Origin of the sequence: Pseudomonas sp. GR 6-02 (assembly GCF_001655615.1) — a bacterium.
In the GTDB taxonomy this organism is placed as follows: Bacteria; Pseudomonadota; Gammaproteobacteria; order Pseudomonadales; family Pseudomonadaceae; genus Aquipseudomonas.
On sequence record NZ_CP011567.1, the window covers coordinates 5,152,587 to 5,171,883 of the forward strand.

The window sequence follows — 19,297 nt, forward strand, 5'->3', positions numbered from 1 at the left end:
CTGGCGATAGCGCTTTGAAGTTTGCCATCGCCAGCAAGCCGGCTCCTACAAGTGACCTTCGGTCACTTCTCGACGAACGCCCGCTCGATCAGGTAATCACCCGGCTCGCGCATCCGCGGCGAAACAGTCAGGCCGAAGCTGTTCAACACTTCGCTGGTCTCGTCGAGCATGCTCGGGCTGCCGCACAGCATGGCGCGGTCGTCCTGCGGGTTGATCGGCGGCAGGCCGATGTCGCTGAACAGCTTGCCGCTGCGCATCAGGTCGGTCAGGCGGCCTTCATTTTCGAACGGCTCGCGGGTCACGGTCGGGTAGTAGATCAACTTGTCACGCAGGGCCTCACCGAAGAACTCGTTCTGCGGCAGGTGCTCGGTGATGAATTCGCGGTAAGCGACTTCGTTGACGTAACGCACGCCGTGGCACAGGATCACCTTTTCGAAACGCTCGTAGGTTTCCGGGTCCTGGATGACGCTCATGAACGGCGCCAGACCGGTGCCGGTGCTGAGCAGGTACAAATGCTTGCCAGGCTTCAAGTCATCCAGCACCAGGGTGCCGGTAGGCTTCTTGCTGATGATGATCTCGTCGCCTTCCTTCAGATGCTGCAACTGGGAAGTCAGCGGGCCATCAGGCACTTTGATGCTGAAGAACTCGAGATGCTCTTCCCAGTTCGGGCTGGCAATCGAGTAAGCGCGCATGAGCGGCCGGCCGTTGGGCTGTTGCAGGCCGATCATCACGAACTGACCGTTCTCGAAGCGCAGGCCCGGATCGCGGGTGCACTTGAAGCTGAACAGAGTGTCGTTCCAGTGATGAACACTGAGGACACGCTCGTGGTTCATGTTGCTCATGTACGTGGGACTCCTGGAGATTTTGCCTGCGCCAATGATGTGCACAATTGCATCGCATTCTAATGGCAGCGACAATATCTGTTAAATGGATTATTAAGATAAGGGTTATCGGTTATATCGATATGCGATTTACTCTCCGTCAACTTCAAGTATTCGTCGCCGTCGCCCAGCAGGAAAGCGTATCCCGTGCCGCGGGCCTGCTCAACCTCTCGCAATCGGCGGCGAGCACCTCGATCACCGAGCTGGAGCGCCAGTGCAGCTGTCAACTGTTCGATCGCGCCGGCAAACGGCTGAGCCTCAACGCACTCGGCAAACAGCTATTGCCGCAAGCGGTGGCCCTGCTCGATCAGGCCAAGGAAATCGAAGACTTGCTCAACGGCAAGTCCGGTTTCGGCTCCCTGGCGGTCGGTGCGACCCTGACCATCGGCAATTACCTGGCCACCCTGCTGATCGGCAGCTTCATGCAGCGCCATCCGGAAAGCCAGGTGAAGCTGCATGTGCAGAACACCGCCAACATCGTGCAACAGGTGGCTCACTATGAAATTGATCTGGGTCTAATCGAAGGCGACTGCAGCCATCCGGACATCGAAGTGCAGAGCTGGGTCGAAGATGAACTGGTGGTGTTCTGCGCGCCCCAGCATCCGCTGGCTCAACGCGGTATTGCCACCATGGAGGAGCTGAGTCATGAGGCGTGGATTCTCCGAGAACAAGGCTCGGGCACGCGGCTGACCTTTGACCAGGCCATGCGTCACCACCGCAGCGCGCTGAACATTCGCCTGGAACTGGAACACACCGAAGCGATCAAGCGCGCGGTGGAGTCAGGGTTGGGGATTGGCTGCATTTCGCGCCTGGCGCTGCGCGATGCGTTCCGTCGTGGCAGCCTGGTGCCGGTAGAAACACCGGATCTGGACCTGGCGCGGCAGTTCTATTTCATCTGGCACAAACAGAAATATCAGACCTCGGCGATGCGCGAGTTCCTCGAGCTGTGCCGCGCCTTCACCGCCGGGGTTCAGCGCAGCGACGAGATCGTTCTGCCTGCCATCGCTTAAAGCAGGATCACCGCCCACACCAGTGCGATCATGCTCAATGCCACGAGTTGAGCGGCACTGCCCATGTCCTTGGCGTTCTTGGACAGTGGGTGCCGCTCCAGGGAAATGCGGTCGATGGCCGCTTCGACCGCCGAGTTGAGCAATTCGACGATCAGCGCCAACAGGCAGACTGCAATCAGCAGCGCCTGCTCGACACGGCTGACATTCAGGAAGAACGACAGCGGAATCAGGATGGCATTGAGCAACACCAGTTGCCGGAAGGCCGCCTCGCCAGTGAAGGCCGCGCGCAGGCCGTCAAAGGAATAGCCGGAGGCGTTGAGGATGCGTTTTAGGCCGGTCTGGCCTTTGAAAGGTGACATAGAGTAAGCAACTGACCAAAAAGGAGTGGGAAAGCTAGATTAAGCAAAGTCAAAAAAGCGTGAATACATAACACCTTAGTGGCTCGAAATTGACTCAAGTTGTTGCAAGAGCAGCGCCGCCTGAGTCCGGGTCCGTACATTCAGCTTACGGAAAATCGCGGTGACGTGGGCCTTGATCGTCGCTTCGGAAACGCTCAATTCGTAAGCAATCTGCTTGTTCAGCAAACCTTCACAGACCATGGTCAACACCCGGAACTGCTGGGGCGTCAGGCTGGCCAGGCCTTCACTGGCAGCCTTGGCTTCGTCGGAAACGCTGACGGCTTCGAAGGCCTGGGGCGGCCAGAAAACATCACCATCGAGCACCGCGCGTACGGCTTTTTGAATGACACTCAAGTCACTGGACTTGGGAATGAAACCGCTGGCGCCGAATTCACGGGACTTCACCATTATCGACGCTTCTTCCTGCGCCGACACCATCACCACTGGAATCTGCGGGTACTGACCGCGCAACAGCACCAGCCCGGAAAAACCGTAGGCCCCTGGCATGTTCAGGTCCAGCAACACCAGGTCCCAATCGGCCTTTTCGGTCAGACGACTTTCCAGCTCGGCAATGCTCGCCACTTCCACCAGCCGGACATCAGGGCCCAGGCCCAGGGTCAATGCTTGATGCAAGGCACTACGAAAAAGAGGGTGGTCATCGGCAATCAGGATTTCGTATGTGGCCATTTTTCAAATGATCCTGTTTTTCAAACAACTCCAGGTGCAGCCACGCAGATGCACCAACAGGGCACGTTCAACGCCAATCACATGGCTATTCACGTAAAAATACGGCGTATCAAACGATGGCCGCGCCCCAATCGGCGCCAAGCATGCCCAGCGAAACCGGGGTGGTCAAGATACATAACCGGTACAGTTCTTTGCAGTATGGGCGACAATCAGAACATGGCGGGGACGTCGTTATGAACAAACCGCATCAGCTCGGCGTGGGCCGGTGTGGCGAGGTTCATGTCCAGCTGTTTTTTCGCGTCCAGATAATGCTGACTGAACACGTCAAAATAAGCGTCCAGCGCTGACGCAGCCTCGGTATCACCGGCCAGATCGAGACACAGTGCAGCCACTTCAGCGGTGCATAAATGTTCGCTACGGGTGGAGCGGCGCAGTCGATAACGTGACAGTTTTTCGGGCAGCAGGCTCAAGATCGGCAAGCGATCAAAATACGGGCTCTTGCGAAAGATCTTACGGGCTTCGGTCCAGGTGGCGTCCAGCAGAATGAACAGCGGGCGCTTGGTGCTATCGACCGCGACACTGTGGGTAACTCGCTCGGGTTCGACGTATTCGCCCGGAAACACCAGGTACGGTTGCCATTGCGGATCGGCCAACAGCGCCAGCAGTTGCTCATCAGTCTCGGTACGCGACCAGATGAATGCATGATTGTCGCGCACCACATCAGCGATCAGCCAACCGGTGTTACTTGGCTTGAATACTTCTTTGTTGGTCATGATCAGGCACACGCCCGAGCGGGCCTCGACCGACGGGCGCCAGGCACACAGGCAATGACTTTCAATCACGCGGCAATCACGGCATCGCGGCGCTCTCCAGCCACGGGCCTGAATCGGCTTGATGCCCTCCTCCTCTCGCTGATCGCGCAAGCGGGCGACGGCGTTTGCGGCAAAGCGCGGGGTGACAGGGTTCATCGCAGGCAGCACCGTAGTGGATGGAAAATCGACACGAAAAACACTCGCAAGGGCAAAAAGTCGCGGCAGTTTATCAGAGCAGCCGGTGCAAGCCTGTACCGCTCAGACCTCCTCCCCTATAATTCGCCGCCACTGAACGCACAGTCATGTGCCTGGTCGAACCACCAGTCACTGAACCAGGAGAGTTTCATGCTGCGCCTTATCGTTCCCACCGCTGCCATTTTGCTGGCGTCGTCCTTTAGCGCTCAGGCTGCATCCTTGAGTGAGCAGAATCTCAACAGAGAGCTGCGAAACGTCGCCGTACAAAGCAGCGTTGGCACTCCACGGGCGATCAACGAAGACATTCTTGATCAGGGCTACACTGCCGAAGGAAAAGTGCTGATCAACCACTTGAGCGTGCAAAGCAGCCACGCCGAAAAAATGCGCGCCGATCCCAAAGCGGTGTACTTCCAGCTCGGCGCCTCCGTATGCAGAAACCCAGGGTTCCGCAAGCTGATGGCCAAGGGCGCAATCATGCGTTACGACTTCACCGAGGTGAAGACCAACCGTCCGGTCGGCTCCGCAAGCTTCCAGGACTCGGACTGCCCGAAAGAGACTCCCGCGAAGAAGAAATAATTACCTGGCATTGGCGCGCCGCTGTTCATCCTCGGCGCGCAGCTCTGCCAACAGCGCCTGCAAGTAACGCGAACGTCGCTCCCCACCCTCCAGACGTCGACAGCACTCTTCTTCGAGACTCAAATGATGGGTCTCGGCCGATGCTTTCAGCAATCGATACAGTTGCGCATCGATCTCCAGAGTCACTCTGGGCATGGTTTCCCGCCTCCCTGCATGCATTGATCGCCGTTGATCACGCGATAAATCCCTGAATTGCTTGAACGTCGCGTCCTGCCGTTGACGCAAAGTTGTCGTGTCACGCCTGTAACTTAGTAAATCAGAGCGCGAGACATGCGGCTTGCGTTCAGACGAGCGGTGAAAGCACCTTGTAAATCGTCAATAAGCGGTTGCCAGGAAAGACTTTGCGGCGCAATGATCAAGCCAGCGAAAATCGTTGCGAGGGTCTAAATTCAAAGTGTTCATGTTGTTTTTTAAGGGCAGAAAAGGGGCTGCCCATTACGGTGTCTTATTGTGCGAACGTTTCTTTCATTCAAGGGATAAGCAGAGCCCGTATGGATGGCTCGATTGCAACCGAGTCAAGTAGAGCGCCCAGGCATGGGCTTGGGCAGACAGCGACACAAGGGGTGTCGCGGCGCCGACAATTGTTTTGTCGGGGCCGAGGGTTCTGTGCAGAAGGAGAAGTTGAATGCCTTACCAACCGAATGACCTACTGAGCCGTCATTTTCAAGAAAGCGGCCACGACCTCACCAGCAAGGTCGAAGAACAACTCAACCTGGTTTCACCCAACAGCCCCAACATCCCGATTTACCGCGACATGATCCTGACCGTGCTACGCATGGCCCAGGAAGATCACAACCGCTGGAATGCCAAGATCACCCTGCAAACCCTGCGTGAACTCGAGCATGCTTTTCGTGTGCTGGAGCAGTTCAAGGGTCGACGTAAAGTCACCGTTTTCGGCTCGGCCCGCACGCCGATAGAACACCCGCTTTATGGCCTGGCCCGAGAACTGGGAGCCGCTCTGGCGCGCTCGGACATGATGGTCATCACCGGCGCCGGCGGCGGCATCATGGCGGCAGCCCATGAAGGTGCCGGCCTGGAACACAGCCTGGGATTCAATATCACCCTGCCCTTCGAGCAGCATGCCAACCCCACGGTCAATGGCACCGCCAACTTGCTGCCCTTCCACTTTTTCTTTACCCGCAAGCTGTTCTTCGTCAAGGAAGCCGACGCGCTGGTCCTGTGCCCAGGGGGATTTGGCACGCTGGATGAAGCGCTGGAAGTACTGACCCTGATCCAGACCGGTAAAAGCCCGCTGGTGCCTGTCGTGCTACTGGATGCGCCGGGCGGCAAGTTCTGGCAAGGCGCGCTGGACTTCATTCACCATCAACTGGAGGAAAATCGCTACATCCTGCCGACCGACATGAAGCTGCTGAGCCTGGTCTATAGCGCCGAAGAGGCCGTCGAGCAGATCAACCAGTTCTACAGCAATTTCCACTCCAGCCGCTGGCTCAAGCATCAGTTCGTGATTCGCATGAACCACACACTCAGCGACCGGGCGCTTGAACACATGCAGGAGGCATTCGCCGACCTGTGCCTGAGCGATCATTTCCATCAGCATGCCTACAGTGGCGAGGAGCACGACGAAGCGCAGTTCAGCCATCTGGCGCGCTTGTCCTTCACCTTCAACGCTCGTGATCATGGCCGTCTGCGGGAATTGGTGGATTACATCAACCTGCCGGAAAACTGGACCCAGTCCAAACCCCAGGCGCAACAACGCATACGGCAACCGTCCAAGGTAACGTGATGCAAAAAAACGGCCCGCTATCGAAATAGCGAGCCGTTTCAGTCAATCGTACATCCCTCGGCCGCTGAACAAGCGGCTGATCATTTCCATGGAGTATCCCCGATAACTCAGGAACCTGCCCTGTTTGGCACGCTCCCGAGCGTCTATCGGTAAATGCCCGGAAAATTTGCGCCGCCAGGTGTCTTCCAGTTGTTCCTGCCAATCGATACCACTCTCGCGCAAGGCGAGCTCAATGTCGGTACGTTGCAGGCCGCGCTGGCTCAGCTCTTCGCGAATTCGCAAAGGGCCATAACCGGAACGGGCACGGTAGGAAACGAAGCTTTCGAGGTAGCGGGATTCGGACAACAAGCCCTCTTCCGTCAAGCGGTCGAGTGCTGTGTCGATCATTTCAGGGGGGGCGCCGCGCTGACGCAGTTTACGCGTCAGCTCGACTCGACCGTGCTCGCGTCGCGCGAGCAGGTCCATTGCGGTTCGCCGCACCGCGACGAGTGTATCGAGTACGGCGGTCATCGGATCGATCAGATATCAGCGTCAGCCAGGTCGTCTTCGGTCTCTCTGACGGCCGAAGCCTTGACGTCCGGTGCCGGGGTCAGCAGCTTGTCGCGCAGCTGCTTCTCGAGAGTCGCGGCGATTTCCGGATTGTCTGCCAGGAACTTGGCCGAGTTGGCCTTGCCCTGACCGATCTTGGTGCCGTTGTAGGCATACCAGGCACCGGACTTCTCGACGAAACCGTGCAGCACACCCAGGTCGATCATCTCACCGTTGAGGTAGATGCCCTTGCCGTAAAGAATCTGGAACTCGGCCTGACGGAACGGCGAAGCCACCTTGTTCTTCACGACTTTGACGCGGGTTTCACTACCGACGACTTCATCACCTTCTTTCACCGCGCCAGTACGACGGATGTCCAGACGAACCGATGCGTAGAACTTCAGCGCGTTACCACCGGTGGTGGTTTCCGGGCTGCCGAACATCACGCCGATTTTCATGCGGATCTGGTTGATGAAGATCACCAGGCAGTTGGCGTTCTTGATGTTACCGGTGATTTTACGCAGCGCCTGGGACATCAGACGGGCTTGCAGGCCCACGTGCATGTCGCCCATTTCGCCTTCGATTTCAGCCTTTGGCACCAGAGCGGCCACGGAGTCGACGATGATCACGTCAACGGCGTTGGAACGCACCAGCATGTCGGTGATTTCCAGGGCCTGCTCGCCGGTGTCCGGCTGGGAAACCAGCAGGTCGTCGACGTTGACGCCCAGTTTGCCGGCGTACTCAGGGTCGAGAGCGTGTTCGGCGTCGACGAATGCGCAGGTCGCGCCGGCTTTTTGAGCCTGGGCGATCACCGACAATGTCAGGGTGGTTTTACCGGAGGATTCAGGACCGTAGATTTCAACGATACGGCCTTTTGGCAGGCCGCCAATGCCGAGCGCGATGTCCAGACCCAGAGAGCCAGTGGAAATGGCCGGGATCGCCTGACGGTCCTGATCGCCCATACGCATTACGGCACCCTTGCCGAATTGACGTTCGATCTGACCCAGGGCCGCAGCCAAGGCTTTCTTCTTGTTGTCGTCCATTAAAGTCCTCACGTAATCAATAAGGCCTGACGGCCAACACCTGTATAAGTAGCCAGTATTATTCCACAGCGTTTCAGGATCGCCTACCCCTGATTTGAGATTTCTCCAGCGGTATGCCGCAGCAGCCCCTCTAGCGCGGCCTTCACCGTTTGTCGGCGGACCTCGTCGCGGTTACCGGCAAAGTGCTGGACCTCGCTGAACACCTGCTCACCGACGCCCCAGGCCAGCCACACCGTGCCCACGGGCTTGTTCGGCGAACCGCCATCCGGCCCCGCCACACCGCTGACCGCCACGGCAAAACGCGCCCGGCTTTTTTCCTGTGCGCCCCGGACCATGGCCTCGACCACCTCGCGACTGACCGCCCCGACGGTTGAAAACAACTCGGCCGGAACATTCAATTGCTGGGTTTTCTGACGGTTTGAGTAGGTGACATAACCGGCCTCGAACCACGCCGAGCTCCCCGGAATGCGGGTGATCGCCTCGCTGATCCCACCGCCGGTGCAGGACTCGGCGGCAGTGACGTGGGCATTGAGAAGCTGCAAGCGTCTGCCGAGTAGATCGGCCAGATGAGTGATCTCTTTCACGGCTCTCTCCTGATCGAGCGGAATGAGGCCTACCGTACACGAGCGAATCGCACTTGCAAGGTTCAGGATCGATCAAAATGTTAGTGAGCCAGAGCCCTGACATAGGCCCGACAGGCCTGCAAGGCAATCAATCCGCTGTCACCGGCGTCGGTGATGGCGATAATTCGTTGAGCATGCGCCGGGTCAAGTCGGGCTCTCGCGGCGCCATGATCCACGCCGCCGGTGCCGGAGGCAGCTGGCACTGCACAGGTTGAGGCAGCGTCATGGGCATCGAGGAGGACTGACAGGCGCACATCAGCAGTGGCAAGACGATCGCGCAGGCGACCTTGATCACGTTCGGCATCGCTAAGCGCTCGATAATGGGTTTGTTCACTGGCTGACAGTCGCTGCTCCAGGGCCAGACGCCTGTTTTGTTCGGCCTGTTGCTCGGTGGCGGTCGCCAGAGTCAGTTGATTAAGGCTCTCGGCGTGCACCCTGGCCTGTTCCGCCAGTTGCCGGCCGTAGCGCCAATCCTGAAACTGCCAGGCCAGCGCCGCCGAACAACCGGCCAGCACCAGCAGACCGATCAATCGCCAGCCGTTCAGACCGAAGACTGGCATAGCACCGCCCTCGCCCGCGCCCAGATTTCCAGGCGATCCTGCAACCCGTTCAGCCCACCGTTGATACGGCGAGTGATGCTGTTGAACTGGTCGCGATCGGCCAACTCATTCAGGCCATTCTGCTCCCAGAACCAGGCGGCGGACTCGGCCGCCCATTGCGGTTGCTCCAGCAATTCAGGCAGAGCCAGCAGACGTTCGTCCCCAAACAGGCCGAGACTGCATTGGCGGTAGTTGTTACGCCCGGTGATCTGGATCAGGCCTCGGCCACGGTATTTTTGACCGTCGCCGTCAGGTTCCGGAGTGTTGCCCAAACGGGCGGCCAGGGCGCCGGTGTCGTATTTGCTCAGGTATTGGCTATTGCCCAGCTCCTTCACATAGTTGAGATGGCCAGACTCATGCCCAACCTGGGCGATAAACGCGGCTATACGCACGGACGTGATGATCTGGTACTTGCGCATAGCGGTGTTGAGCACGGGCACAAAAAAGCCCGCAACTTGGCGGGCGTTGGGGAGGATCAGCAGCAGTTGCTGCGCGGTGATGGGCATACTTTTCTCCAGGCGTAAAAAAACCCGCCGGAGCGGGTCTTGGGAATTATTTGATTAGGTTAATGAAGCTGAGCTTCGGCTCTCCTTCTTGCGATCAAGCTTAGAAAAAATATTCTTCAGTTTGGCCTGGGCTGGCAGCTCAATAAATCGCCATATACCATATGAAAACAAACAAATTGCAATTACAAGCAAGGGAAAAACCACATTTCTTGGCAGAGACTCAAACATAAGCTTGTGCGCATAATAGAGCCTGAAAACAATCTGATGAATCAAATACATTGAAAAGCTTATTTCACCAAGAACTACAAATAACCGATGCCTTAGAATTTTTGACACAAAACCTTTGTTTATGGCAAAACAAGCCACCACCAAACCAAAAAACAACCCAAGGGCGACGTGCGACAAGAACTCACCGGAAGCATTATTCGCAATTCCAACAAGCGAATATGAAGTAATCGCAATCCCAGCTAGCGAATATGAAGCCTCCACAATGCCCTGCGTCAAAAACACAATACCAGCTACACACAAAACCTCAAGCACGGTGCACAGAGCAAATCCGAATCCCTTCCACCCCTTGACATAGTCAAACACCTTAAATAGCAGCATCCCCATGAAAAACTCTTGAACCCTGAATAGCGGGCTAATATAGGCCAAGCCGTGCGCCGAAAATTCTGTCAATTTATCTGGAGCATAATAATTCACACCGGACAGATCGATAATATAAGAGAACACCAAGCCCAGAATAAGCAAAACCGCCAGTTTAAAGTGCCAATTTTTATTCAGACCTGAAAGCAACAATGGAAATACCGCATAGAAGAACAGCTCCGTAGAGATACTCCAAGAAACGCCATTAAATGAAAAATAGTATGCTGGAACAGGAACAGCAGACTAAAGAAAAGAAATGTTAAGCAAGGCCACTAGCCAGCCATCCTTAGCACCAAGCACCCAATCAGGCGCAGGAAATAAGACCACAACCAACATCAGCGTAAAAATATGCGCAGGCCATATCCTTGAGAATCGCGAAGTATGAAAATTATAAAGCCCTACATATGCCATCTTACTAGAGTACACATAACTAAGTATAAAGCCTGACAGCACAAATAAAAAACTTACACCAGAAGATAGTGGAAGCCCACTTAGGAATTCGCTGGAAAAAACCAGCCCCTTTGCGTGATGCAATACGATGGCGAAAGCTGCGAAAAAACGGAGCGAAGTCAGGCTGTCGATCATGCCCTTACTATCCATGAAAGGTAATATCATGGCGATAACTTATGGGGGCCGGAATGCTGCCTTATCTTCACCTCGCTCCGTTAGGATTTACAGGCAATCGGAGGCATCGCACGCAAGCACTGTCTCGCCTGGATCCGAGACTCAGTTGGCCGGAGCTATAGGCCAGCGTGTTGTCGGCGCTGAGGCTGGTAACGCTAACGGTAACCAGGCCCACGACCTACCCCAGTTGAACCGATCACTTACTCACAGTGTCCGGGGCCACCTGCTCGAATACCCCCTTTTTTCCAAGCGAAAAAAACCGCTCAAGGCGGTCATCTGAGTTGCGGGCTCGTTTACGGGGAGGTCGGCCACGTCAGCACTGGCAGACTGCACTCAGGAAAGCCATCAGCTGTTGGCAGATCGCGAAGTGCTTGACGATAATCCAATACGGCTTTGAGTTTGCTGGCTGTGAGTGTTGGTGTTGCGCCGGCCAGCAACTCGTCTTGATGGCGCCGCAACATCCAATCCGACGCGTACAACAGGCCGGTACGGTCACCGCGCATTGCGGCCTTTTTCGCTGCCAAAATTTCTTCCGGGGTCTGCCCTGGTTCTGGTTCCTGAACCGGACGATCAGTCACAACCCAGGCCTGGGTATCGATGCTCCACTTGCAAATCTGAGTTTCGTTGTTGAACGCAGGTGGTTCAACTGTGGTGGAATTGGCCGGAAGCGGGAATACGCCCGGCTCCAAAGGTGACTCGTAAGCCTCCCCGATACCGACATACTCAAAAGTTTCAAAGTGATAGCTGAATACGATCATAGACTTTCTCCTTAGAATTTAACGCACGCTAAAAGCGCAAGGTTTTTCATGCGAGTTTCGCTACCCGAGCCCGCCGTACCAGTGGACGCGCCAGAGCCTGTCCCCCCCTGAATTAAGGTAGTGCCAGAGCCACCTTGAACAGTAGCTGGAGCGCCAAAGGGGTGAGTGTGAACAGGGAACGTATCCCCCTGATAACTACCAAACACCCGGCCTGGGTCACGGCCAGCAGTGCCGTCCCAGCCCCGTGGGGCGCAACCGCGCCCGTCCGGAACGTTGAACGTAGTCGATCCGTCGCCTACACCGAATGGGCAGATGGCTACGGTAACTCCAGTGTTGGTGGCCGTGGCGTTTGCGGACAGCGTGATGGTACTGGCGCCGACAGCAGTAACAGTTGCGCCAGCTGGGATTCCCGTACCACTGATTGGCATGCCAACCCACATCGATGATGGACTGGTCACGCTGGAAATGCTGTTGCTACCGGACGTCACGTTGCCAGTTGGACGTGCGGTGATGGCGTTGAACAGGTCAGCATAAGTAGTGCGCGATACCGATGACCCATCCGCTGCCATGAACCCAGCAGGGGGAGTCATGGTGGAAAACCACTTCATTTCCCCGGTTGGTGGGGCGAATAGGCTGCTTGCTTGGCCGAGCTGAACGGCATGCTGACTTTTCGTGGCAGGGGCAATCTGGAAGGCGCCCCCAAGTGATTCGATGATGATCCATGCGCCGTTGCCACCGTTTACCCCAGCCTGTACCAGGTACATCAGCACAGCCACACCGACGGGCAACTCGCCTCCTTGAAGAGGTTGCAAACCCAGACCATAAATCGGTTTGGCTGCAAAACCATCAGGCGCATAGGTCGATGCGCCAGTATTGGCATGGGCGATTACAAGGTGCTGGAAGTAGCCAGAACCTGGAAGCGCAGTTAACGCTGGGGAGTTAGTTGCCGAATACACATTGGCCGCGCCAGTATCCGTGAGAAGGGTCGGCTGTTTATTTACAAGACGGATGGCGGCAATGAGTTGATTGTTACTTTCCTCATCCGGGGCAAGGCCCGCCGCAGAAATCACATTGAGTATTTCTTCAGTGACCGCATTGCCCCACTGGGAAGGAATCAAGGATCCCGGCGTCCCAAGCAATGGGTTTTCATCTACAAATTTGCCGCCTACCAGCCCAATGCCGGGCGCGCTAATTGGAAAATCCATGTTCTTACCTCTCAGTCATAATTGATGTGTAAAACGGTGTGTGCCGGAATCTGCCGGCGTATCAAGCATTCAAGGGCGTTGCCTGAGTTAGCCCCGAAACGCTCGCCCCAATAACTCGCGCCAAAACGCCGCCCCAGCAACAATCTCCCACCGGTATTCAGGGTCCACATGAACTGCGCCTGCCAGGTCCCGAAGTGCGCCGCGCCAAACCGCGCCCGTCCCATTCGCGGGGCTTCGAATTCGGTGATGGTGGCGTTGGGATAACCCTGGCTCTTGGCGATTTCGATGTAGTAGCTGATGGCCTGGCTGCCGACTGCGAGCAAGCGGCGGCGCACGGCCAGTCGGCGGTCATCGAACAACGGGGTGGCGCCCAGGCACGGGTCGGGCAGGTTCATCACCCGTTCCCAGTCGGGTACCAATTCGCTGACGCCGGACGGGTCCATTTCATTGAGCAGGTCGGCGGCACGGGCGTCGAGGCGGGCCAGTTCCTGGGCGACGCCTTCGAGCACTTCTTCGAGTTCAGGAACTTGTTCGGGGTCCCAGGCCGGCCCGCTGGGCAGCAGGCTGCGCAGTTGGGCGTGGTATTGCGCGGCGGTTCTTATGCCTGCCATACGCAACCTCCGAAGGTCAGCAACTGGTTATTGGCTGCTGCTACATCGGCGGTCGGCGACAAGAGTTTGTGGTCGTTTTCGCCGGTGGCACTGCTGATTGCTTCGGCGATGTGGGTCAGCAGCAACGCGTCGCCAAGGCCCGCTTCGCGGTTATGCAGATCGCGCAGTTGCGCTTCGACGGCGGCGCGAACAGCAGTGGTGTCCGGGGTCAGGCGCAAGCTGTAAGTGACCGGCACTTGCTCCGGTGACAGCACATGCACCTCGGCGGTGACCGGGCGCAGCGGCTCAATGTAGGCCTGGACTTCGGCCAGTTGCGCGTCGGTCGGGATCGGTTGCGGGTCGTCATCGCGCATGATGAACAGACCGACGGTGCCGGGACCGAGGTAGCTGCCGAGACACCAGGCGCGGGTCACGCCGGGGCATTCGAGCGCCCAGGTTTCGTAGTCTTGCGCCGAGCCGCCGTGGGGAATGATGCGATAGGAACTGATAACCCGGGAGCGTAGGGACTCCAGACTTTCTCGAGCGATGCCGCCGATCAGCCCTGGCGCCAGCACGATGAAGCTACTGCCGGCAATGCCCAGAATCGGCTGCACCGGAATCAGCGCCAGACCGGCCTCGGCATTGCCCAGGCTGCCGGCTTCGAGCGCGGCGATGGTGGTGCTGTTGAGGCCGTTGCTGGTGGTGCGCGCGGCGGTCACTTTGTAGGTGCGACCGTCGCTCGATTGCAGCAGGGTGTCGACGTCCAGCACGGCACCGGCGCTGGCGGTAAAGCTGACGCTGCCGCTGGCCGCTTGTGCGGCTTTGCGCGGCTGGTTCAGGCGTAGTGCGGCGATCCGTTCCAGGGTCGATTCATCAGCCTTGTCCGGGAGGATCTGCTCGGCGATCCAGTCCAGATAGCCATACAGGCCATAGGCGGCGCCACCGAGGGTGCGGGCCAGCACTTGCGCATCGGACTGGCGCAGCGAATCGCTGGCCAGGTCGCTTTGGGTGCGTTTGATCAGCACCGGCAGCGAAGGGGTTTCAAACGGCATAGATCACCTGCCAACTGTTATCAGGGTTGATGTCCAGGCGCTCGCCGTCGGCCAGGGTCAGGACCGTGCGCAGGTTCAGGCGCTGGGCGTCGAGGCGTTCGCTGATGATGTCGATGGCGCTGCAGTGGCCGTCGTCGATCAGCCATTGCAGGGCTTCGCGGGCGTAGAACTCGGCGTCCATCTGGGTCTGGCGGGTCAGCTTGACCCGGCGCAGCAGCCACAGCCGCGAGCCGATGCGGTCGTCGGCCACCGTAGGAAAGCTGTCGCCCCACCAGCCGAAACGCTCTTCATCGTCGAGGGCATCGTCATCGGCGGCGCGGCGCCAGGTGAACAGACTGATCAGCACTGCACGGGTCAGTGCGGCGTGGAGGTTCTGGCTGATCAACATCACTGCCCTCCCGCCGGTACGCCGGTCTGGCCGCTGCCCGCTTGCACGCCGACGTGCACGTGTTTGATCTGGCTGATGCCGCCAGCAATCTGATCGCCGGTGGAGACGATTTTTCCGGTCTGATTGATTACGGGTGTGTCGAAGTTGACTGCACTGCTGGCGCGGATATTCAGGGTGGCGGTTTCGATATCGATGATCCGCCCGCGCTTGAAGTGGATCTTGTCGCCTTCGTCGGTGTAGATCGCCACTTCTCCCGCGGCCAGGGACTGGAGGCGATAGCGACGGTCAGTGACCACCAGCACGATGGCGTGGGAGCGATCACCGCCCAGAAACGTGGCGACACCTTCGGCGCCAGCCAGTGGGTTGCTGGTGAATCCGTAGGGTTCGAAGTGCTCCATGTCGTCGTTCACTTCGCCAGCGGTGAGGCGCATTTGCAGCGATTGAAGCTTGGTGGCCGAGTTGGCGAGCACGACAGTGCCGCGCGCCAGGAGGCGTGTCAGTAGGCTCATGTTGAATTCCTTGGAGGGGCGAGGCCGAAGGCTGCGACCTTTTAAGGGGCTACCTTATAAGGGGCTATCAGGTTTTCTTCGGGGGCTCGGGATTGGCATCGAAGGTATGCGGCGGTGCGACTTGCAGGGTGGTGATCGAACCTTGCGCCGACAGCGAGTAGGTCACCTTGGAAATCAGCATGTCGTCATCGAATCCCAGCACCGGATCCTTGACCCGCACCAGCGTGTTATGACGCCACAGATCGCCGTTGGATTGCCGCCAACCCTGCACCTGATAGGTGGTGGTTTTGGCCTTGCCGACGCGGGTGGCGCTTTCCCAGTTGGCCCGTTGCAAGGCGAGATCGGGATTGATCTGCATGCCTTCGTTGATCACCGTGACCCGCCGACGCTTGTAGCTCAGGTCGGCAGACACCGATTCAACCTCACTGACCGCCGCCCCGCTCTTCTTGTCCGTGCCCTTTTGCTGACCGATGACCCGGTATTCGGAAAACACTTGGCTGTAATCCATCGGCGCGTTGGCCGACAGAATATTCTTGCCCAACTCCAGCGCATCGCTGGCTCGGCCACCACTGCCAGGCCGGGCCAACACCAACCGGCCCTGGGCATCATCGGTAGAAAACACCCGGAACAGCGTCAGCAAGCGGTCGACGGATTGAAACACCGTTTCCCCCGGCACGATGGTGTGACTGCTGAGCCGGGCAGTCTCGGGAATTTCACTGACCACAAAGACCTTGTAGGTGATCGCCAGCGCTTCGACGATGCTCAACAGCGATTGCTCATGCCATTGGTTCGGGCGGTTGGTCGCGGCGCAATCCACCAGGTCCTGAGTACAAGAACTGCCTTCGATGTTCAGGCTGATCTGTCGCCCGTCATAACTGATCGGCGCCTTGAACACATACCCGGTCAGCACCAGATCCTGGCCGATGCGCACTTCACAGGCGTCACCGGGCTGGATCCGCTTGTCTACGGTCTGCCCCGGCCATTGCCAGGTGATGTTGAGCTTAAAGGTGCGGAACTGACGCTCCAGATCCGCCGTGATTTCCACGCTTTTCCAGCCACCGTATTCCAGGCCGCCGACCGTCAACGTGACGCGGTTATCCATCTCGTTCATGGTTCACTTCCCGGAGACTTTCACATCGTTCGGCGCGTACCCTGGATGGGTAATCCCGTTGCGCTGAATCACTTCGGTGACCCGCGTTGCGTCGGCAAATTGCTTGTACGCCACGACCAGCGCCGGAAGGCTTTCCTGAAAAGACTTGCTGACCTGTCGTACACCCGACGAAGCCACTGCCTTGAGATGCGCAAGCAGCGCCTGCTTCACATCGTCGATGGCCTGATAATGCGCGGGGCTGGCCTTGTCCAGCATCGGGTTGGTCGCCTCGACCAGCGCCTTTTGCAGTGCTTTCAAATCGTCGGTGACCGGCACCTCCTGCCGGGTGACCGGCAGGTTCGCCTGCTGCTCCAGCGATGGTGTCGACGACAGTTTCACCGGTGTCGACGCGACCGGCATCGAGGCGACCCATTGCGCCACTTTGACCAGCAGCGTGTCCTGTACCAGATCGGCCATGGCTTGCGCTGCGGCCGTGGTGTCCTTGCCGGTGGTGAGCTTCGGCGCATCGGCCTTGCGGATGGCTTCGAGCTGTTGGGACACGTCGGCAATCACGCCACGATAACCCTCCTTCGCGAAGTCCTTGAGCGATTTGATATCGCCGAGCAAGCCCTTGAATTCCGCCGCCACTTCCTTGGGCAATTCCTTGACCGCTTTGACCAGCTCGGTGATCTGCCGATATTGCTCGATCAACGGTTTGAGCTGTTCCTTGATCACGTCATACACCCCGGTCAGGCTGTTGCGCAGATTGGCGATGCCGATTCGCGCGGCCTTGATCAGGGTCATGGCCTGTTCGAAACGCGCCACCGCCGAGCCCAGCAAGGTGTCGGCCTTGGCCAGTAGCACCTTCTGCGTGCTGATCGTGGCCGTCGGAAACGGCAGTGGTTCATCGGGGTAAAACTTCAGCGCAAAGGTCACCAACCCGCCGTCCTGGCGGGTGTGGGTCATGTCGCATTCGCCGACCTTGACCTGTAGCCGCCCCAGCCATGGATGGACCAGTTCACCACTGCCCTGCTCCAGCGCCTTGAGCAGCTTGTCGCGCTGCTCCAGGCAATCGGGGCCGACGATGAACGCCGTCAGATCATGGATCTTCGCCTGTTGGCCAAGGCTCTCGAAAAACGGCAGGTCCCGCTGCGGATACTCGTGCAACTGGCCCTTTTTACCGACCGGGGTTTTCGCCTGATCGACCCAGAAACCGACACCGCGAAAGGACGCCGGCAACAAACGGTCACGCCAACTCATTGGAGCCTCCCAGGGAAAGTGAGCGGTAGCCGATGCGCGAGTTGAGCGACAGCCCCGGTTGATTGGTTTGCGGTTGATCGGTGCGCAGCCCGGCCGGCGCGTTTTCGAAGCGAACCGTCAGGCCGCCTTCGAGTTGCGTGCGATTGTTGGCGGCGCTTTGTTGGATCAAGGCGTTGGAGTTTTGAGTCAGAGAACCGGGCTGCAACAACGACGACTTGAGCGGCAAACTGCCGGGAGTCGCCAGCGCGTTTGAGGGCTGCTCGGAAGCGGCATTGATGAACGCCGCCACCGGCGCAAACTCCCCCTTGCCTTCAGCATTGGTTTTCTTTTGCACCTCGGTGAAGCTTTCGACCTTGCCGGTAATTTGGGCGATAAAACCACCAAAGCTACCGCCAAGCATCTCCTGGATGGGCGCCAGAATGGCCCGGAGCTTTTCCGCTTTTTCACTGAAAAACTGAACCACGGATGCCCATGTTTCGCTCAGTGCATCCAAGGGCGACCAAGTGAACAGCCCGCTGAGGTAGGAAAAGAACGCCTGCGCTCCAAGCTTGATCGACTCCCAGTAGCCCGAGAACATGGCAGGGACCTGATCCCAAGCGGCGGCAATGGCGTCCAGCGGCACCCAGTCGAACAGGCTGCGCAGTTTCTCCTTCACCGGCACAGTCAGTGCCACGAGCAGATCCCAGATCGCCGCAAACAAACCGACAACGGCCCCCCAGTTGTTCAGGATCATTCCGTAGGGCGTCCAGGCAAACCACGCCTTGAGGAAGTCGAATCCTGCACTCACGACTGCTTTGACTTGATCAAAAATTGCCGAGAAAACGCCGCTGATCGGAGCCCAATAACCGACAACCTTTTGCCAGAGCCCGGCGAAAAACGTCGAAATCGGCTCCCAGTTGGTAATGATCACACCGGCCGCCATGGCAATGCCCATGGCAATCAGCATGATGGGATTGGTCTTGAGCACCATGCTCATCAGATCGAACACTTGCGTCGCGCCGGTCACGGCCGTTTGCATTGCCGAAAATGCGATGGCACCTGCCGCCAACCCTTCGACCAGTTTCGGGTTGTCATCAAGCAGGCTGCCAAATCCTACCAACAACGGTTGAAGACCTGCCGTTATGGTCGCGACAGCAGGCTGCAAGGCCGTGTTGGCCGCGATCGACACCTGCTCCATCGAGCGACTGAACACATTCATGTTTTGCGTAGCGCTCACCGGCGCTTTCGGCAAATCAACGCCTTCGGCTGCTTCATTGACTTCGGTCAATTTGCCCTTGAACGCGTCGGACACCTTGATCGCATCCATGAACGGCGTGATCACGCTACCGCCCTTGAACAAGCCGCTGATGTCCAGTTTGCCGAGGCCTGTCTGCTCCAGATTTTTCTTGAAGCTCTCGACTTTTTCCCGAAGGGCGCCGAGTTTGGGTGACAGTTCATCGATGCCCGTGAGCAGCACCGATGTTTTCCCTTTCGTTTGTGTGTCTGCCATCACTGCACCTGCTGCATCGCATTGA

23 protein-coding genes and 1 pseudogene are annotated in these 19,297 nt (G+C 57.9%); 3 read left to right on the top strand and 21 right to left on the bottom strand.

The annotated features are described in order from the left end of the window. Positions 1-62: 62 nt before the first annotated feature. Positions 63-842 (bottom strand): ferredoxin-NADP reductase, encoded by a 780-nt coding sequence (gene fpr, locus PGR6_RS22670; RefSeq protein ID WP_002554680.1) that lies wholly within the window; start codon positions 840-842, stop codon positions 63-65. A gap of 122 nt (positions 843-964) precedes the next feature. Between fpr and PGR6_RS22675 the strand changes: the two genes are divergently transcribed. After that, entirely contained in the window at positions 965-1,891 is a 927-nt protein-coding gene (locus PGR6_RS22675) for a LysR family transcriptional regulator (protein WP_018926952.1), read from the top strand. On the opposite strand, the gene PGR6_RS22680 is transcribed toward PGR6_RS22675, so the two are convergent. The 3 genes from PGR6_RS22680 to PGR6_RS22690 all read right to left on the bottom strand — a co-directional run bounded on the left by PGR6_RS22680 (position 1,888) and on the right by PGR6_RS22690 (position 3,944). Next, on the bottom strand, positions 1,888-2,250 hold the full coding sequence (locus tag PGR6_RS22680) for a diacylglycerol kinase (protein WP_018926953.1): 363 nt from the start codon (positions 2,248-2,250) through the stop codon (positions 1,888-1,890). The two genes, PGR6_RS22675 and PGR6_RS22680, sit on opposite strands and share 4 nt — an antisense overlap. 75 nt (positions 2,251-2,325) lie before the next feature. Further along, the gene (erdR, locus tag PGR6_RS22685; RefSeq protein ID WP_018926954.1) at positions 2,326-2,976 is read right to left on the bottom strand and encodes a response regulator transcription factor ErdR; all 651 of its coding nucleotides are present in this window, start codon (positions 2,974-2,976) and stop codon (positions 2,326-2,328) included. Positions 2,977-3,185: 209 nt separating this feature from the next. Next, complete coding sequence (locus tag PGR6_RS22690) at positions 3,186-3,944, bottom strand: tRNA-uridine aminocarboxypropyltransferase (protein WP_018926955.1); 759 nt, start codon at positions 3,942-3,944, stop codon at positions 3,186-3,188. 189 nt (positions 3,945-4,133) lie between these two features. On the opposite strand from PGR6_RS22690, the gene PGR6_RS22695 reads away from it, so the two are divergent. After that, on the top strand, positions 4,134-4,559 hold the full coding sequence (locus tag PGR6_RS22695) for a PA3611 family quorum-sensing-regulated virulence factor (protein WP_018926956.1): 426 nt from the start codon (positions 4,134-4,136) through the stop codon (positions 4,557-4,559). Here the strand turns inward: PGR6_RS22695 and PGR6_RS22700 are convergent, their stop codons facing one another. Then, entirely contained in the window at positions 4,560-4,754 is a 195-nt protein-coding gene (locus PGR6_RS22700; protein WP_018926957.1) for a hypothetical protein, read from the bottom strand. Between the two features lie 490 nt (positions 4,755-5,244). Between PGR6_RS22700 and PGR6_RS22705 the strand changes: the two genes are divergently transcribed. Further along, positions 5,245-6,363 carry a TIGR00730 family Rossman fold protein gene (locus PGR6_RS22705; RefSeq protein WP_064619979.1) on the top strand — a complete coding sequence of 373 codons (1,119 nt, stop codon included), beginning with the start codon at positions 5,245-5,247 and terminating at the stop codon, positions 6,361-6,363. Between the two features lie 42 nt (positions 6,364-6,405). Here PGR6_RS22705 and recX read toward each other — a convergent pair whose 3' ends face one another. The 16 genes and pseudogenes from recX to PGR6_RS22785 form a co-directional block, all read right to left on the bottom strand. Next, positions 6,406-6,873, bottom strand: coding sequence for a recombination regulator RecX (recX, locus tag PGR6_RS22710; RefSeq protein ID WP_064619982.1), 468 nt, complete (start codon positions 6,871-6,873; stop codon positions 6,406-6,408). Positions 6,874-6,881: 8 nt separating this feature from the next. Continuing rightward, positions 6,882-7,934 carry a recombinase RecA gene (gene recA / locus PGR6_RS22715; protein WP_007940559.1) on the bottom strand — a complete coding sequence of 351 codons (1,053 nt, stop codon included), beginning with the start codon at positions 7,932-7,934 and terminating at the stop codon, positions 6,882-6,884. Between the two features lie 83 nt (positions 7,935-8,017). Further along, positions 8,018-8,518, bottom strand: coding sequence for a CinA family protein (locus PGR6_RS22720; RefSeq protein ID WP_019647843.1), 501 nt, complete (start codon positions 8,516-8,518; stop codon positions 8,018-8,020). 80 nt (positions 8,519-8,598) lie between these two features. Then, entirely contained in the window at positions 8,599-9,117 is a 519-nt protein-coding gene (locus PGR6_RS22725) for a lysis system i-spanin subunit Rz (protein WP_064619985.1), read from the bottom strand. After that, a complete protein-coding gene (locus PGR6_RS22730; protein WP_064619988.1) occupies positions 9,099-9,662 on the bottom strand; it encodes a glycoside hydrolase family 19 protein in 564 nt (187 codons plus the stop codon). The genes PGR6_RS22725 and PGR6_RS22730 overlap by 19 nt, the downstream gene beginning before the upstream one ends. 54 nt (positions 9,663-9,716) lie before the next feature. After that, positions 9,717-10,514 (bottom strand): annotated as a pseudogene (locus tag PGR6_RS22735) (acyltransferase family protein); the annotation flags it as partial. 36 nt (positions 10,515-10,550) lie between these two features. Continuing rightward, positions 10,551-10,892, bottom strand: coding sequence for an OpgC domain-containing protein (opgC, locus tag PGR6_RS30045; protein WP_177343102.1), 342 nt, complete (start codon positions 10,890-10,892; stop codon positions 10,551-10,553). A gap of 332 nt (positions 10,893-11,224) precedes the next feature. Further along, positions 11,225-11,689, bottom strand: coding sequence for a phage tail assembly chaperone (locus PGR6_RS22745; RefSeq protein ID WP_064619997.1), 465 nt, complete (start codon positions 11,687-11,689; stop codon positions 11,225-11,227). Positions 11,690-11,700: 11 nt separating this feature from the next. Further along, entirely contained in the window at positions 11,701-12,894 is a 1,194-nt protein-coding gene (locus PGR6_RS22750; protein WP_064619999.1) for a tail fiber protein, read from the bottom strand. Positions 12,895-12,905: 11 nt separating this feature from the next. Next, a complete protein-coding gene (locus tag PGR6_RS22755; protein WP_064620003.1) occupies positions 12,906-13,505 on the bottom strand; it encodes a YmfQ family protein in 600 nt (199 codons plus the stop codon). Then, the gene (locus PGR6_RS22760; RefSeq protein ID WP_064620006.1) at positions 13,493-14,536 is read right to left on the bottom strand and encodes a baseplate J/gp47 family protein; all 1,044 of its coding nucleotides are present in this window, start codon (positions 14,534-14,536) and stop codon (positions 13,493-13,495) included. The genes PGR6_RS22755 and PGR6_RS22760 overlap by 13 nt, the downstream gene beginning before the upstream one ends. Beyond that, positions 14,526-14,924, bottom strand: coding sequence for a phage GP46 family protein (locus PGR6_RS22765; RefSeq protein ID WP_003222234.1), 399 nt, complete (start codon positions 14,922-14,924; stop codon positions 14,526-14,528). Before PGR6_RS22765 ends, PGR6_RS22760 begins: the two co-directional genes overlap by 11 nt. Next, positions 14,924-15,433: a phage baseplate assembly protein V gene (locus PGR6_RS22770; protein WP_064620009.1), complete on the bottom strand. Its 510-nt coding sequence runs from the start codon at positions 15,431-15,433 to the stop codon at positions 14,924-14,926. The genes PGR6_RS22765 and PGR6_RS22770 overlap by 1 nt, the downstream gene beginning before the upstream one ends. Positions 15,434-15,500: 67 nt before the next feature. After that, entirely contained in the window at positions 15,501-16,544 is a 1,044-nt protein-coding gene (locus PGR6_RS22775) for a phage baseplate assembly protein (RefSeq protein WP_064620014.1), read from the bottom strand. Positions 16,545-16,547: 3 nt separating this feature from the next. After that, entirely contained in the window at positions 16,548-17,783 is a 1,236-nt protein-coding gene (locus PGR6_RS22780; protein WP_064620015.1) for a DNA circularization protein, read from the bottom strand. Further along, a complete protein-coding gene (locus PGR6_RS22785) occupies positions 17,770-19,272 on the bottom strand; it encodes a hypothetical protein (protein ID WP_064620017.1) in 1,503 nt (500 codons plus the stop codon). The genes PGR6_RS22780 and PGR6_RS22785 overlap by 14 nt, the downstream gene beginning before the upstream one ends. Positions 19,273-19,297: the final 25 nt, after the last annotated feature.